12 protein-coding genes, 1 tRNA gene and 1 other RNA gene are annotated in these 15,292 nt (G+C 58.0%); 6 read left to right on the top strand and 8 right to left on the bottom strand.

Going from position 1 to position 15,292, the window contains the following annotated elements:
* Positions 1-24 precede the first annotated feature (24 nt).
* The 5 genes from ACVV26_RS00775 (at position 25) to ACVV26_RS00795 (ending at position 4,410) form a co-directional block, all read left to right on the top strand.
* Positions 25-735, top strand: a complete 711-nt coding sequence (locus ACVV26_RS00775) for an autotransporter domain-containing protein (protein WP_474801679.1) — start codon at positions 25-27, stop codon at positions 733-735.
* A gap of 174 nt (positions 736-909) precedes the next feature.
* A complete protein-coding gene (locus tag ACVV26_RS00780) occupies positions 910-2,109 on the top strand; it encodes an L-lactate MFS transporter (protein ID WP_474799565.1) in 1,200 nt (399 codons plus the stop codon).
* Positions 2,110-2,398: 289 nt separating this feature from the next.
* Positions 2,399-4,075 (top strand): kdo(2)-lipid A phosphoethanolamine 7''-transferase, encoded by a 1,677-nt coding sequence (gene eptB, locus ACVV26_RS00785; protein ID WP_474799567.1) that lies wholly within the window; start codon positions 2,399-2,401, stop codon positions 4,073-4,075.
* An 89-nt stretch (positions 4,076-4,164) separates the two neighbouring features.
* Positions 4,165-4,241: transfer RNA gene (locus ACVV26_RS00790), tRNA-Pro, on the top strand.
* Between the two features lie 35 nt (positions 4,242-4,276).
* A non-coding RNA gene (locus tag ACVV26_RS00795) (RtT sRNA) lies at positions 4,277-4,410 on the top strand.
* Between the two features lie 78 nt (positions 4,411-4,488).
* Here ACVV26_RS00795 and ACVV26_RS00800 read toward each other — a convergent pair.
* From ACVV26_RS00800 to ACVV26_RS00830, 7 genes are all read right to left on the bottom strand, one after another.
* Positions 4,489-6,039: a sensor domain-containing diguanylate cyclase gene (locus ACVV26_RS00800; protein ID WP_474799569.1), complete on the bottom strand. Its 1,551-nt coding sequence runs from the start codon at positions 6,037-6,039 to the stop codon at positions 4,489-4,491.
* Between the two features lie 122 nt (positions 6,040-6,161).
* Positions 6,162-7,760, bottom strand: coding sequence for a regulator (locus tag ACVV26_RS00805; protein ID WP_474799570.1), 1,599 nt, complete (start codon positions 7,758-7,760; stop codon positions 6,162-6,164).
* A 17-nt stretch (positions 7,761-7,777) separates the two neighbouring features.
* Positions 7,778-8,173 (bottom strand): allophanate hydrolase-related protein, encoded by a 396-nt coding sequence (locus ACVV26_RS00810; protein WP_474799571.1) that lies wholly within the window; start codon positions 8,171-8,173, stop codon positions 7,778-7,780.
* Positions 8,174-8,229: 56 nt separating this feature from the next.
* Positions 8,230-9,183, bottom strand: coding sequence for a carbamate kinase (locus ACVV26_RS00815; protein ID WP_474799573.1), 954 nt, complete (start codon positions 9,181-9,183; stop codon positions 8,230-8,232).
* The gene (locus tag ACVV26_RS00820; RefSeq protein ID WP_474799574.1) at positions 9,180-10,583 is read right to left on the bottom strand and encodes a YlbE family protein; all 1,404 of its coding nucleotides are present in this window, start codon (positions 10,581-10,583) and stop codon (positions 9,180-9,182) included. The genes ACVV26_RS00815 and ACVV26_RS00820 overlap by 4 nt, the downstream gene beginning before the upstream one ends.
* A gap of 3 nt (positions 10,584-10,586) precedes the next feature.
* The gene (gene fdrA / locus ACVV26_RS00825) at positions 10,587-12,137 is read right to left on the bottom strand and encodes an acyl-CoA synthetase FdrA (RefSeq protein ID WP_474799575.1); all 1,551 of its coding nucleotides are present in this window, start codon (positions 12,135-12,137) and stop codon (positions 10,587-10,589) included.
* A gap of 71 nt (positions 12,138-12,208) precedes the next feature.
* Entirely contained in the window at positions 12,209-12,868 is a 660-nt protein-coding gene (locus tag ACVV26_RS00830) for a cysteine hydrolase family protein (protein WP_474799576.1), read from the bottom strand.
* A 239-nt stretch (positions 12,869-13,107) separates the two neighbouring features.
* Between ACVV26_RS00830 and ACVV26_RS00835 the strand changes: the two genes are divergently transcribed.
* Complete coding sequence (locus ACVV26_RS00835; protein ID WP_474799578.1) at positions 13,108-13,938, top strand: oxamate carbamoyltransferase subunit AllH family protein; 831 nt, start codon at positions 13,108-13,110, stop codon at positions 13,936-13,938.
* Here ACVV26_RS00835 and ACVV26_RS00840 read toward each other — a convergent pair.
* Positions 13,921-14,829, bottom strand: a complete 909-nt coding sequence (locus tag ACVV26_RS00840) for a LysR substrate-binding domain-containing protein (protein ID WP_312983104.1) — start codon at positions 14,827-14,829, stop codon at positions 13,921-13,923. The genes ACVV26_RS00835 and ACVV26_RS00840 overlap by 18 nt on opposite strands.
* Positions 14,830-15,292 lie beyond the last annotated feature (463 nt).

The following is a 15,292-nucleotide window of genomic DNA, read 5'->3' on the forward strand; positions in this document are numbered from 1 at the left end:
GGCTCTTTCTGGAGTCGCATAATGATGACAACTATAGGTAGTGGCCGCCGCACGTTAAGCAGTGTGGCGATTTTTGCATGTTGCATTTATTCACAAGGTGCTTTCGCCTGGCAGCAAGAATATAGCGTTGATGACCCTGAAAGTAATACGTTTGAGCGCTATACCTGGGACAGCGATCACCAACCCGATTACAACGACATCCTGGCGGAACGCCTTAATGCGCCGCTGGATATGGCCTATTCGTCCGGTTTTAATCTGATAACCTCAGCACAGAATAGCTATACCACCCAGCCGTCGACGCTGGGAGTAGGGCTGGCGATCCCGGTCTACAAAAATGTCACCACCGGCCCGGTTGCCTCATGGCACTGGGACGGCAGCACCGCATCGATGTTCAATGAATATGGCGACAGCGTGGCGCGTTCGGGCGGCGCAGACCGGCTCTGGCATGCCAGCGTGAGTTCCCTGGGCTGGCGCGTTGATTCGTCATTCGGCTATGTGCGCCCGTGGGCGCAGGTGAGTTACAACCAGCAGTACGGCGAAAACGTCTGGAAATCCCAGTCGGGCATGCATGCCGTGCCTGCCGCGAATCAATATGGCAACTGGATGGACGTCACGGTGGGTGCCGATATGCCATTGAATAAAAATCTCGCGGCCTATGCGTCGTTCTCCCAGTCCGAAGGGATTATGGCGGGGGATATGACGTCCTATAACCTCGGCGTTAATGCGCGGTTCTGAGTAAAAACCGCTTTCCAAAAGCGAGGCGGGAATGGAATACAAGGCGTTTCATTCCCGCTTCGCGGCAGTTCATTCCGTTCTCACGGCACTTCATGGCGTTTCACCCCCTGGTTTGAAGGGCTTTCGTTAGGCTTACAGGCAGATAACTTTCCCTTTCTGGATGAGATAACTGCCATGAACGCCCTACAAAACCGTACCCGTTGGCTTACCCTCTTCGGCACTATCGTGACCCAGTTTGCGCTGGGTTCTGTCTATACCTGGAGTTTGTTTAACAGCGCGCTCTCCGAAAAGCTGGATGTGCCCATCAGCCAGGTGGCGTTTTCCTTCGGCCTGCTGAGCCTCGGCCTGGCGCTCTCGTCTTCCGTCGCCGGGAAATTGCAGGAGCGTTTCGGCGTGCGGCGCGTGACGATCGCCTCCGGCTTACTGCTCGGTCTGGGTTTTTTCCTTACCGCCCATTCCCACAATTTGATGATGCTGTGGCTGAGCGCCGGGGTGCTGGTCGGCCTGGCGGATGGCGCGGGCTATTTGCTGACACTTTCTAACTGCGTGAAGTGGTTCCCGGAGCGTAAGGGACTGATCTCCGCGCTGTCTATCGGTGCCTACGGTCTTGGCAGCCTCGGTTTTAAATTTATCGACAGCCACCTGCTGGCCAGCGTCGGCCTGGAACACACCTTTATGATTTGGGGCGCAATCGCTCTGGTGATGGTGGTATTCGGCGCGATGCTGATGACCGATGCCCCGAACCAACCGGTGCAGTCGGTGAACGGTGTCACCAGCAATGACTTCACTCTCGCGGAATCCATGCGTAAACCGCAATACTGGATGCTGGCGACTATGTTCCTGACCGCCTGCATGAGCGGCCTGTATGTGATTGGTGTGGCGAAAGATATCGCCCAAAACCTGGTGAATCTGGATGTGGCCTCTGCCGCCAACGCCGTGACGGTGATTTCCATCGCCAACCTCAGCGGCCGCCTGGTGCTGGGCATTCTGTCTGACAAAATGTCGCGGATCCGCGTTATCACCATCGGCCAGGTGATTTCCCTGGTCGGCATGGCCGCGCTGCTGTTCGCGCCGTTGAATGAAATGACCTTCTTCGCCGCTATCGCCTGTGTGGCCTTTAACTTCGGCGGCACCATCACGGTGTACCCGTCGCTGGTTAGCGAGTTCTTCGGTTTGAACAACCTGGCGAAAAACTACGGCGTGATTTACCTGGGGTTCGGTATCGGCAGTATCTGCGGTTCCGCCATCGCCTCGCTGTTCGGCGGTTTCTATGTCACCTTCTGCGTGATCTTCGCGCTGCTGATTGTCTCGCTGGCGCTGTCCACGACCATCCGTCAGCCGCAGCGTCAGGTGCTTAAACACGCCCACGCCTGATTTACATAAGGTTATCAAGGCCGCGCTGAAGCTTAAGCGCGGCTTTTTTACGTCCTCGCCTGACCCTTGTCCACAAGGAGACGCTTTTGGCGGGAGATGAGAATTCAGTAGCATTAATTTGTAAATTCAGTCCCTGAATGCTAACTCCGCACAACTTTTACTGAACGTTATGGTCTACTAGCCGCGCTCTCACCAGGAATCTTCCCGTTTTGCTGGTGCTTTGTTGGCTATTAGAACTCGACGCCCGGTTACGGGTCAGAGAATTTTGTACCTGTTCCAGGGGCTTTGCATGAAATACCTGAATTCGATGACGCATCAGAAACTGAGTTTTCTGATCGCGGTTTACATCGGCCTGTTTTTAAACTGCGCGGTTTTTGTCCGTCGCTTTGACGGATACGCCCAAAACTTTACCGCCATAAAAGGAATTTCAGCCGTCGTGGAGCTGGTCGGCACGGTATTAGTCACCTTTTTTCTGTTGCGCATTCTTTCGCTGTCAGGGCGGCGCGCATGGAAAGTCCTGACCACATTGATTGTTTTATTCTCGTCCGGCGCCAGCTACTACATGACCTTCCTGAATGTGGTGATTGGCTACGGCATTATCGCCTCGGTGATGACCACAGATATTGATTTGTCCAAAGAGGTGGTCGGCTGGGGGTTCTTCGTCTGGATGGCGCTGGTGAGTGCGGTCCCGCTGTGGCTGATTTGGTTTAACCGCTGTGACGACACGCTGTGGAAACAGCTCACCACGCGCGGCGTTCGTTTACGCAGTGCGGCGGTGGTGATTATGGCGGGCCTGTTGGTGTGGGCACCGATTCGCCTGCTGGATATGCAGCAGAAGAACGTTGAACGCCGCTCTGGCGTGGATATGCCGAGCTATGGCGGCGTTGTGGCGAACTCCTATCTGCCGTCTAACTGGCTGTCGGCGCTGGGGCTGTATGCCTGGGCGCAGGTGGATGAGTCCAACGACAACAAATCGCTGATCAACCCGGCTAAGAAGTACAGCTATCAGGCCCCTGCTGATATTGATGACACCTACATGGTGTTTATCATCGGTGAAACCACGCGCTGGGATCACATGGGTATGCTGGGATACGAACGCGACACCACACCGAAACTCGCCAAAGAGAAGAATCTGGTCGCCTTCCGGGGTTACTCCTGCGACACCGCCACCAAGCTCTCGCTGCGCTGTATGTTTGTGCGTGAGGGCGGCGCGGAAGACAATCCGCAGCGTACCCTGAAAGAACAGAACGTGTTTGCCGTGCTGAAACAGCTGGGCTTTAGCGCCGACGTGCTGGCGATGCAGAGCGAGCTTTGGTTCTACAGCAACACCATGGCGGACAACATCGCCTACCGCGAACAGATTGGCGCGGAGCCGCGCAACCGCGGCAAGCAGGTGGACGACATGCTGCTGGTCAACGAGATGCAAAACTCCCTGGCCGGGCACCCGAACGGCAAGCATATGATTATCCTGCATACCAAGGGGTCGCATTATAACTACGTTCAGCGTTATACCCGCGATTACGCGAAGTTCCAGCCGGAATGCATGGGCATCGACAAAGATTGCAGCAAGCAGCAACTGGTCAACGCGTTTGATAACACTGTGCTCTACGTCGACAGCTTTATCGATAAAGTGATCGACCAGCTGCGCGATAAGAAAGCGATTGTGTTTTACGCGGCGGATCACGGTGAATCCATCAACGAGAAAGAGCATTTGCACGGCACGCCGCGCAACATCGCGCCGCCGGAGCAGTTCCGGGTGCCGATGATGGTGTGGATGTCTGACAAATATCTGGAGAGCCCGGCGCATCAGCGTTCGTTCCAGCACCTCAAGCAGCAGGCGAACATGAAAGTGCCGCGCCGCCACGTGGAGCTGTACGACACCATTATGGGTTGCCTGGGTTACACCTCGCCTGATGGCGGCATTAATGAGAACAACAACTGGTGCCACGTCCCGGAAGGGAAGTAAGGTTGCTGGCTTTTCAGCCGATCGGATGGCTTTTTTTGATTAAGGGATTGACGGTTGGGGTGCGCGGCAGTAAGATGCGCCCCGCAATTCGGTGATTGGCGCAGCCTGGTAGCGCACTTCGTTCGGGACGAAGGGGTCGGAGGTTCGAATCCTCTATCACCGACCAAATTTAGAAAAACCCAACCGCAAGGTTGGGTTTTTTGCTTTCCGGGGCCAGTGAGGATTTGAACCTCCGGGGGCAGGAGGTTCGAGTCGAGCGTAGCGAGACAACGTTGCGCAGCAACGGCCCGCAAGGGCGAGCCGCGCAGCGGCGAGTCATCCTCTATCACCGACCAAATTTAGAAAAACCCAACCGCAAGGTTGGGTTTTTTGCTTTCCGGGGCCAGTGAGGATTTGAACCTCCGGGGCCAACGTTATTCCCCTTCACCTGACGCACACGTCGCCCGGTTTCGCCCCTGTTCCTTCGACTGATACAGCGCGCGGTCCGCGCCGCGGATCAGCGCCGCCACATCCTGTTCAGAGCCGGTGCCAATAACCGAATAGCAGCCTGCGCTGATGGTCACGATGTGCTCCTCATTATCGGTCGCCGGATGCGGGATTTTTTTATCACTCACTCGACGCACCGCCCGCCAGGCTACCTTAAGCGCATCTTCCGCCGCCGTATTCGGCAGGATAATGGCGAACTCCTCGCCGCCGTAGCGCGCCACCAGATCATCGGTACGCAGCGCTGCCGTTTCCAGCACGTTTCCGGCAATACGTAGACAGGCGTCGCCAGCTACGTGGCCGCAGGCGTCGTTGTAACGTTTAAAGTAGTCAATATCGAGCAGGATCAGCGAAACGGGTTTACCAGTAATCGCTGAATCCGCCAGCGCCTGGAGCAGTGCCGCATCAAATTTCCGGCGGTTAGCCAGGCCGGTGAGGCCATCGACCATCGCCATAGTCTGGAGGGTCTGGTTAATCTTCACCAGATCATCTCTCAGGTGAGACATTTCAAGCTGGTCGTCGCTATTTATCCGCACCTGCCTGAACACCACGCGCCCCATCACCAGCAGCCCGGCAAGCAGCAGCACGTTAATCAGCCAGTCGGTGAGATTGGCTTCAATCCAGTGGCGACGCAGTGCAGAGCGGTCAAAACCCGCGACCACCACCAGCGGGTAGTTTTCGATACGGGCGAAACCATAGACCCGAACTATCCCGTCCAGCGCCGACAGCCAGGTGGCGCTACCCTGATCCACGCGAACCAGCTCCCGTTTAAATAGCGGGCTATAAGAGAGGTTCCGGTTGATCACCGTTTCGGTAAACGGGCGGACATACAGCGCGGTGCCGTCCAGCAACAGTAACGCCAGCAAATCCTTATTGCCCATTTCGAAATAAGCATAAAACTTTTTAAAGTAATCCAGCTTGATGGTTGCCAGAATCACCCCGGCAAACGCCCCATCCGGATCGTTAATACGCATAGAAACGGGGATGATCCAGTCGCCAGTGGTGCGGCTGCGGATCACATGGCCGATATGGGTGCCCGCCTGCCGGTTCTGTTGGTGATAAGTAAAATACTCGCGGTCCGAGTTGTTCACTTCCGGCGGGGCATAGTTAAACGAGGTACTTTTCCAGTTGCCCTGGGCGTCAAACACAAACAGGCCATGCAGTTGAGGAAGCCGGTCCTTTAAATCGGACAGCAGGTAGTTATACCGTTCATTTGGCGCGTCATTGCCCACGGCGCGCCGGATCTGCTGGAGTGCCAGATCGGTTTGCAGAAAGGTATCTTCGGCCTGCCTGGCCTGGGAAATCGACAGGTTAATCGCCTCGCTTTCCGCCTCCTGTACGGTTCGTTCCCAGGAGAGGTATAACGATAAAATATTGGCGGCAAGGGTGCCGATCAGCAAACAGGCGATAAAAACCGTCAGCGTCCTGCCAAGCGAAGTATCAAGCGCAAGCGTTCTGCTTATATTCTGGCGAAAAGACAAATCACAGCTCCCGTTGAAAACGTCTTCCTCTACAGCTTACCCATACTTAAGAAATTTTGCGGAGTTAAATGACAAAAAGCCCAACGTGAGGGTTGGGCTTTTTACCTTTTACGGCACGGTAATCAGTGCATCGGCTCATCGCCATTATCAATCGGCGACCAGTCGGTTTTGCCGTCGGCTTTGCTTTGTTGCAGGGCCATCACGATAAAGATCAACGTGGCGACGCCATAGCCAAAGGTCACGGTCGGCGAGGCGTTAAACGCCATCTGGTGCCCGTGGATAAACCCGAAGAACGACAGGATGGTGGCCGCTGCGGAATAGACTGCCGCCCAGTTAAAGCGCCGGTCGATAATAAACGCCGCGATCGCGCCGAGCATCAGCCCTGCCAGCACCGCGCCGCCGCCGGTGGTCGCCATGCCGTGATACAGCACGCCGTTGTTCGCCATACTGGCGGCGATGTCTGCCGGTAACTGCACGGGATTAGCGCCCGCCGCAGACAGCGCGCCGTCCACCTGGGTTTTCGCCCATTCGGCGATGTTCGGCACCAGCGCCAGCACTATCGCCGGAGCATGGCGTTTTGGCGACACCTGGAACGCCTGCGCGCCAATTACCAGCCCGATAAACAGCAGGATAGGCACAATGGCCACCAGCGGAATGATCGACAGCAGCAGGGCGGTTAAGCCGAGGAAGCACACCAGCGCCATACAGATACCGGTACCGAGGGAGTAACCGATGCGCCCGCCCATGGCTTTCCAGCCCGGATGGCCGATATACACCGCCGGAGGGAACGGCGAGCCCAGCAGCGCGCCGACGATAGCGCCCACGCCGTCTGCCGCCAGTACCGCGCGCAGGTTGTAGCTGTCGCCGCCTACGGCCGCAGATTCGACGTTATTGAGGATTTCGGTGAAGTTGAAAATACCCAACGGGATGGCGGTAACCAGCAGCGGCCACACCAGCTCCATCGGCACCGAGAACACATCCCCGGAAATCGACGGCAGATGCAACGAGAAGCGCTGTGCCGCTTCGTCTACCGCCGCCGGGTTCATTATGTCGCTAAAGCCCAGCAGGGTTGCGCCCCAGCCCAGCAGACAGCCTACCAGCACTACCGCCAAGCCGCCCGGTAAACCAAACGGCAAACGCACGTTACCTACCCAGTTCAGCAGGATGATGGCGAAGCAGACCACGCCAATCCACGCGGTATCGAACATCTGATACGCCGGGCGCATGGCGATAAACGCAATCGCAATCCCGGCCAGCGTGCCCAGCATGGCGGCGCGCGGCGTGTATTTACGGATGGTTGGCCCGACAATCACCCCGGCCAGCACAATCACGCCGACGATCATCGCCCAGATCAGCCCCAGCTTCCAGGCCAGCATCCAGTCTTTGTGGATCAGCAGCGTTGGCAGCATCACCACGAACACCACGATAAACATATGCGGCACGCTGGGGCCGTAAGGCAGCGCAGTCACATCGCTGCGCCCTTCGCGCTTCGCCAGTTTCCAGGCGAGCCAAGCGTAAAACAGGTTGCCGAGAGGCAGCGCGATCCCCAGCGCAGGCAGAATACGGCCAAACACCGTTTCCGCCGGGATTTGCGCCACGTACAACGCCAGCCCGCTCAGGACCAGCACGTTTAACAGCACGTTAGTGAATAGCCCGAAAAAGGCGTTGAGATCGCCCGGCACCCAGAGTTTGGGGCGAAAAGCAGAAGACTGAGAACCCATGATGCTCTCCTTATCTGTTATTCGTCCAGGAGCTGGCCGGTATAGGCGCGCCAGCCTCCCAGTTCGGTAATTTCCTTTTGACCTTCAACCAGCCAGGGCTCTGCTAACACCCCCAGCACCTCGCGCCCGTCGTCCAGTGCCACTTTGCCGATGCACAATCCGGCAGGTTCATTTTGCAGGATTTGACCCAGCCCGGCAGGCGGCACCGCCCACAGCTCCAGCGCGATGCGTGCACCTTCGCCGGGCGTGCGCAGCATACCGGGGTGATCGTCATTGATAGTCCAGCAGCGGTAACACGGCGCGGTGTTGGCGCTGCTGACAAATTTGGCACCGACCGCCAGCATATTGGGGTTGAGCTTGAGTCCCCGCATCAGCGTGCCGTTTACTGCCAGAAGAATGTTGCCGTTCATCATTACTGTTCCTTAAGTGTGTAGAAATGGGTTCCCTGGTGTCGGAAAAAAGTACTTAATCAATCGGTAATGCGTGTGCCTTTGCGGCCTGCGACGGCGTCGCCCATGGCTTCCGGGCTGGTAATAATCCCGGTTTTACCCGGGGCGTGACGTAGCCAGCTAACAATCGCCTCGACTTTCGGAGCCATACTGCCCGCGCCGAATTCGCCGGAATCCAGCAGCGCCTGCGCCTGTTGGCAGGTCAGCGTGTCGAGCCAGCGCTGTTCTGGCGTGCCGAAATTGATCGCCACCTGCTCCACCCCGGTAGGAATGAGCAGCATGTCGGCATTCAATTCCTGTGCCAGTAGCGCGGAGGCGCGGTCTTTATCGATAACCGCCTGTGCGGCGCTGAGCGTGCCGTCTTCGTTGCGGTAAACCGGAATGCCGCCGCCACCGCAGGCCACCACCAGCACGTTTTCCTCCAGCAGACGGCGGATCACCGAGCTTTCAATGATTTGCAGCGGCTTCGGCGAGGCCACCACGCGCCGCCAGCCGCGCCCGGCATCTTCGGCGATTTTCCAGCCCTGGCTGGCGGCCAGTTTTTCCGCCACGTCGCGATCCATATGCGCGCCGATGGGTTTGTCCGGCGCGTTAAACGCCGGGTCGTTGGGGTCGATCAGCGTCTGGGTGACCAGCGCGCTCACCGGCGTGTCGCTGATGCCGCGTCGTTGCAATTCGTTGTACAGCGCGTTCTGGAACATAAAGCCAATCGCGCCCTGGGTGTCGCCCACCGCGTATTCCAGCGGCACCACCGGCACATCGTCACGGGCGATTTCGCTGCGCCGCAGGATGAACCCCACCTGGGGACCGTTGCCGTGGGTCAGCACCACGCGCCAGCCCGCTTCGATCAGCGCCACCACGTGATGGGCGGTTTCTTTGACTGCCTGGTACTGCGCGTCCAGCGACACGGCATCACGGCTGCGGATCAGCGCGTTGCCGCCCACCGCGACAACGGCGATTTTTTTCTGGCTCATGGTTTCCCCTCCAGCGTTTCCGCCAGCGCGGCGAGGGCTTCAATAAAGCACGGCAGCGGCGCGGTAGTGATGCCTGCACCGATCTGGCCCACGCCTGCACGCTTATGGGCAATCCCGGTATTAATGACGGGCAGGATAGTGCGGTCGATGACCCGACGCGCGTCGATGCCGCTACCGGAACCGGCGAAGTTAAGCGCGGGCAGGGTAAAGGCCGGGTTTTGCGTCAGGGTGATTTCCTGCATGGTCATGCTGTGGCGGGTGGCGTCCACCGGCGTACCGCCGACGAATTTAACAATCGCCGGCGAGGCCGCCATCGCGAAGCCGCCAATGCCCGCGGTTTCCGTGATGGCTGAGTCGCCGAGATCCGCCGCCGCGTCTTCCACGCTAAAGCCGGGGAAGAACAGGCCATCCACCGGGTTGGCTGGGGCCTGGAACCAGCGGCTGCCGGTGCCGGAAAGCTGAATGCCAAAGTTAACGCCGTTACGCGCCATTACCGTGACCATCGAGCTGAACGGCACATCGCGCGCGGCGTCGAGCATCGCTTTACAGGCCGCCATCGACAGGTTCAGGAAGAAATGATCGTTGGCAGCGATAAATTCCAGCGCCTCCGGGCCGTTTTCAATGCGCGCCAGCGTTGGGGCCATGCGCTTGAAGAACAGACCGCTGGCGGCAGCGTTACGGTTATGGCACTCGTCGCCCATATGCAGCGCCTGAGCAATCATCGGCTTCAGTTCAATGCTGCCTGTGCTTTCCAGCGCTTTAGCCAGCGCCGGGGCTAACACGTCACCCATCCAGCGCAGGCGGGTTAACACCTCTTCGCCGTTCGCGCCGAAGCGTAAAACTTTGCCCAGCCCTTCGTTGAAATTACAGAATGTGCGGTTGCCGTGAGTGCGGTTTTCCACCACCCAAACCGGCATCGACGGGCTGATAATCCCCGCCATCGGGCCAACCGCGCCGTAGTGATGGCAAGGCTCCAGCGCGATATCGCCGCGCGCCGCCATTGCCATCGCCTGGTCGACATCGCTGGCCCAGCCTTCGTAAACAATCGCACCGGCGATAGCGCCCTGCACCGGGCCACACATCGCCTGCCAGGCGATAGGCGGGCCAGAGTGGAGGATGCGTTTTTGCCCGTTAAGCGCCGGGATCGCCGCGCTGGCGGTACTGACGCCCACCAGTTCCGGCTGCGCCTCCAGATAGCGGGCGATAGCCTGTTCGTTGGCGGCGTTAATGCGCGGATCGTTAAGCAGCGTGGCGAGTTGCCAGTTGGCCAGTGCGTCGCCATCGGCGACCGGTTTCCAGTTCAGGTGCAACACATCGCCGCCCGCGTCGCGTAAATTGTCGGCAAAACTGCTCAGCCCCAGGCTGATCACGTTGAGCGGTTTTTCAAAAAGCGTAGTCATAATCTATTTCCGTAATTGAGCGACAAACGCCGCCATCTGTGCGGCCTGTACGTTGCTGTCTGCGACGAGCACACCTGCGTCGGTGAGCGCAGCGATCTGCTGCTGGCGCGACTGCGGGTCGCGTTCGGTGCCGCAAACGTGGGCGATAATCAGCAAGTGGCGGCCCTGCTGTTGGGCGTTCTGTTGCGCTTCGCGTAATAGCGGCATCAGCCCGGCGCACGGATCGGCGCTGGCGCCGTAGCCGAGCACCACGTCAAACAGCAGTACGGCGGTTTCCGGGCTGGCGGCCTCGCGTTTTAAACGCTCATCGCGCAGTGTCGGGTCGATCATCGGATGCGGACGGCCCTGGGTGAATTCATCGTCGCCCATGTCCACAAAACTGTGGCCCTGGCCGCGATGGCTGTCGCGCAGCGGCGTTGCGCCTTTTACTGGGGAGTTGGATTCGCAGGTCAACCCGGAGGCAATCAGCGCCAGTTGGGCTTCGTAACAGAAGGTGCCGCCGGCAAATACACCGCGAATATCGCGTTGCCCGGCGGCCATTTTCCCGGCTTCAATGCGCAGCCGGTCGATCTGCTGCGGGGTCAGGTCTTCCGGTGCAGGCGGGGTTTGCCCTCGCAGTACCGCTACGGAGACGGCGGCGGCGTGTTGCAGGCTGTTGGCTACCGTTACGCCATAGCGGGCGATCTCCTGGCTGTCTGCGCCGAGGAAATGCACCACCACCGGCTTGCCGCAGCCTGCGGCGAGACGCAGCACCGTCCCGGCGACCGCAGGTGCGGGGGGTTTAGAAATCAGGGTAATCAGTTGAGTATCGGGATCGTCGGCCAGCATGCGGATCGCCTGGATCATGCTCAGGCCGCCGATCTCGTCATGCAGATCGCGCCCGCCGGTGCCCAGCGCCTGGGAAACGCCTTCGCCCAGGTGGTGGATGGCGCAGCTCACTTCCTGAAGCCCTGTGCCCGAGGCCGCCACCAGGCCAATAGCGCCAGGGCGGATCACGTTCGCGAAGCCGAGGGGCAGGTGGTTAACGATAGCGGTGCCGCAGTCCGGGCCCATCACCAGCAGGCCCTGTTCGGCGGCGTACTCTTTGATGGCGCGCTCTTCGTCTTCCGGGACGTTGTCGCTGAACAACATTACGTTCAGGCCGTTCTGCAAGGCTTTCATCGCTTCGCCGCCCGCATAGCGGCCCGGCACGGAGATCAGCGCCAGCGTGGCGTCCGGCTGGTCTTCCACACCCATGCTGATGCTGGTGGGCTCGCGCTGTTCAAGGCTCTGCTGGCCGTCGCGGCTGTTATCCGGGCGCAACAGCGCGTCGGCCATCTCCAGCGCCGCTGCGCCAGTTTCGTCGTCCGCCATCAGGGCGATCAGCAGATCGTTTGGCCGGGCATCCATCTCAATGTTCATCCCGGCGTCGCGCATCCGCTCGATGTTAGCGTCGGTGGCCATCGCTACCGACGCCTGGCTTACGCCTTCAAAAGCGTTAAGTTTGGCGGAGACCTGCATCAAAGAAACCGAGTCTTTGTACAGGTTAGGGTAACTCTTGCAATGCAGTTTCATTATCAGTTCCTGAGATAATAGGGTGCCTGCACCGCAGCGCGCGGCGCAGAAAAACAGCCTTAGCGGGGGAATTAACGCAGGGCGTCGATAACGGCGTCGGCGTTGCTCACCCAGCCAACAATCGCGCCCTGGGCTTTGATCATCTCAAGGGCGGCCCGGTGAAATTCCGGGAAATACGACGCGCAGCAATCTTCGGGGATGAGCACTTCATAGCCCCGGTCATTGGCTTCCCTGGCGGTGGTTTGAACACAGACTTCCGTGGTGACGCCGCAAATAATCAGCGAGGTAATGCCACGGGCCTGAAGAATGAGGTGAAGATCGGTGGCGAAGAATGCCCCTTTGCCGGGCTTATCAATAATCGGCTCGCCAGCCTGAGGATAGAGTTCGGGAATAATGTCGTGGCCGGGTTCGCCCTGGATCAGAATGCGTCCCATGCTGCCCTGTTGGCCGATAAAGGTTTTGCCGCCGCGCGTGAGTTTTGCGGTGGGGCAGTTGCTGAGATCCGGGCGGTGCCCTTCGCGGGTGTGCATCACAAATAATCCGGTGTGGCGAGCCGCTTCAAGCAGGCGGCGACAAGGCTCAATCGCCCGGCGCAGTAGGGAAACGTCGTTGCCCAGCGCTTCACCAAAGCCGTGGGGCTCGACGAAATCGCGTTGCATATCGATAACGATAAGCGCAGTGGTCGCCGGGTCGAACGAGTACGCAAAAGGTTGTGCATCAAGGGTTTTCATACCTGCTCCTTGCTGGTGTATGTTCTTTGGTCAGTGTAGGAAAGCGTCATGGCGCGCGCCCAAAAAGGATTTCTGCTTCACCCTCAAAAAAACTGAGGGCAGCGAGGTTTTATTGCAGGCACAATGGCTCAGGCCTTGCGGCCTCTGGCCTGGCGAAAACATCGCCCATAGACCATTACGTCAAACGTGGAAAAAGCAAAGCGCGAATTTGTGATCGCGATAAAAAAAGGCGGGAAAACGTGAACGGAAAACTGAACGATTTAACGGCCATTGTGATGTGCGACAGCGTGCCGCAGCAGTTGAACGGCGGGGCGCTGGTGGTGCACTCGGTGTTTCATCATGCCTGCAATCTCACCACGCCGGACAATCATTTATTAACGCTGTTAACGCAGGATACCCCGCTGGCCCCCGGCGCGGTGCGGATGGCGTGCGCAGATTTGCGTCCGCGGTTTTCGGCTGGTGAGACGCTGAGGTGGCAGACGGACGGTACGTTTGCCGCTGCGGGCTGTCGTTTAACGCTGACGAATACTCCCTGCCAGTCCACCCGCGTACCGCACGATGCGGTTTTCCCGGAAAACTTACTGGCGCAACTGCGGGTATTTTTGCCCGTCATCGCGCCGGAGTACGGCATCTGGAATATTCTGCACAGCAGCAATGAACGGATGATGCAGGCGGTGCGGCAACTGGCGGCCTGGCTGGATGATGACGCGCAAGCGCCGGGTGACGCGCTAAAAACGCTGATCGGCGCGGGCGCGGGCCTGACGCCCTCCGGGGATGATTTTTTGCTGGGCATGTTGTTTGCGCTGAAAACGACGCGTCATCGCCGGGTTGATGACCTGGCGGCGGCAATAACCGCTCTGTTGGATCGCACCACCACGATCAGCCGGGCAATGCTTTACTACGGCTGCCGCGGGCATTTCGGCGAGCAACTGCTGGCGCTGACCACGCCTGGCAACATATCGCTGAATCACCGGTTATTGCGCGTGGCGGAATACGGTCATTCGTCCGGCCACGACATGTTAACTGGCCTGTTCTTTACCCTGCGCGCGCTGTCAGGCCAGCGGCTGTAGAAACTGCTGCTGGATTTCCGGCTTGCGTAGCTGTTCCATCCACCAGGAAAAACACGGGCGCGAATGTTCCGACGACCAGGCGAGATAGAGCGGCGTCGGCTGTTTGGCTTCTTCGATGGTCATGCAGACTAAGCGCCCGTCATCCAGCCAGGGCTTGCAGATGTGATACGGCAGAAAACCAATCCCCAGTCCCGCCAGATGCATGGCGATTTTGCTGTGGTAATCCGGGGCCACCAGCGCTTTTTGGCCGCGCAGCAGCCAGGCGACTTTCGGCTCCAGCCGCACCGAGGTATCACGTATGCAGACTGCGGGCCACGGGCGTAAATCTTCAGCGCGCAGCGGGCGCTGATAAGCGGCTAACGGATGATCCGGGCTAATGGCGAATACCCATTCCGCCGTGCCGATATCTTCACAGCGAATTTCATTACCGGCTTTTAAATTCGGCGCGCCAATGGCGATATCCGCGCGTTTATCCAGTAACGCGTCCCAGACGCCGTCATGCACATCAATGGAAATATGAATTTCGGTTTGGGGAAAATGGCGCTCGCTCTCGCGCAATAATTCATAAATGGGTTTCAGGCTGATGATGTTATTTAGCGATAGGCTCAGCCGTGTTTCCACGCCTGCGGAAATACGCTGGGTGGAAAAACTTAATTCATCCAGTTCTGCCAGGATCAGTTCGCCCTTTTTAATAAAAAAGCGACCGGCCTCCGTCAGGCGCAGTTGTTTTCCATCGCGCTCAAATAAACGCACACCCAAACTGCTTTCCAGTTTATGCACGGTATAACTCAGGGCCGTCGGGACCTTATGTAATTCTTCCGCCGCTGCCGCAAAACTTCCACAGCGCGCTGTGGTAATCACCACATGAAGAGCCTGGGCCGTAATGTGCATACACCTTCCTCCTGATAACGCCGTAAGGGGCTATCAGGCTATCAGAATTACGCAGCAGAAACTGGAACTTAATTCGTTAATGATAATTAGCAACGTTTTTACCGCATCGTCACCGTTTTGTGACATTTTTCATTGAATTTTATTATGAAAGCCGGTGTGGGTTTTCCGCTCTACTTATGGATAGCGTCAGGATTTTTTGCTGAAAGGCGCAAACTTTTCGGCATTTAGCGTTCATATCTTCGCCATTGCTCAAGAAATTTCAAATATCGTCAACAAATGGATATGGCTGGTCTGAGCAGATAAGCAAGACGATTATTCTGCCAGGTTGCCGGTAGCATAATTTTCCGTGCTGGAAATAGCGGTGCGAAGTTTTTTTAATCTTTGTCTGCCGTTTCTCACCCCGGTTGTAAATAACGGAGCCCTGTATTGACGTTTTCACATTCTGTTGACAGATTGTAGGGCG

Source organism: Atlantibacter sp. MEI4A-1023, assembly GCF_056155425.1.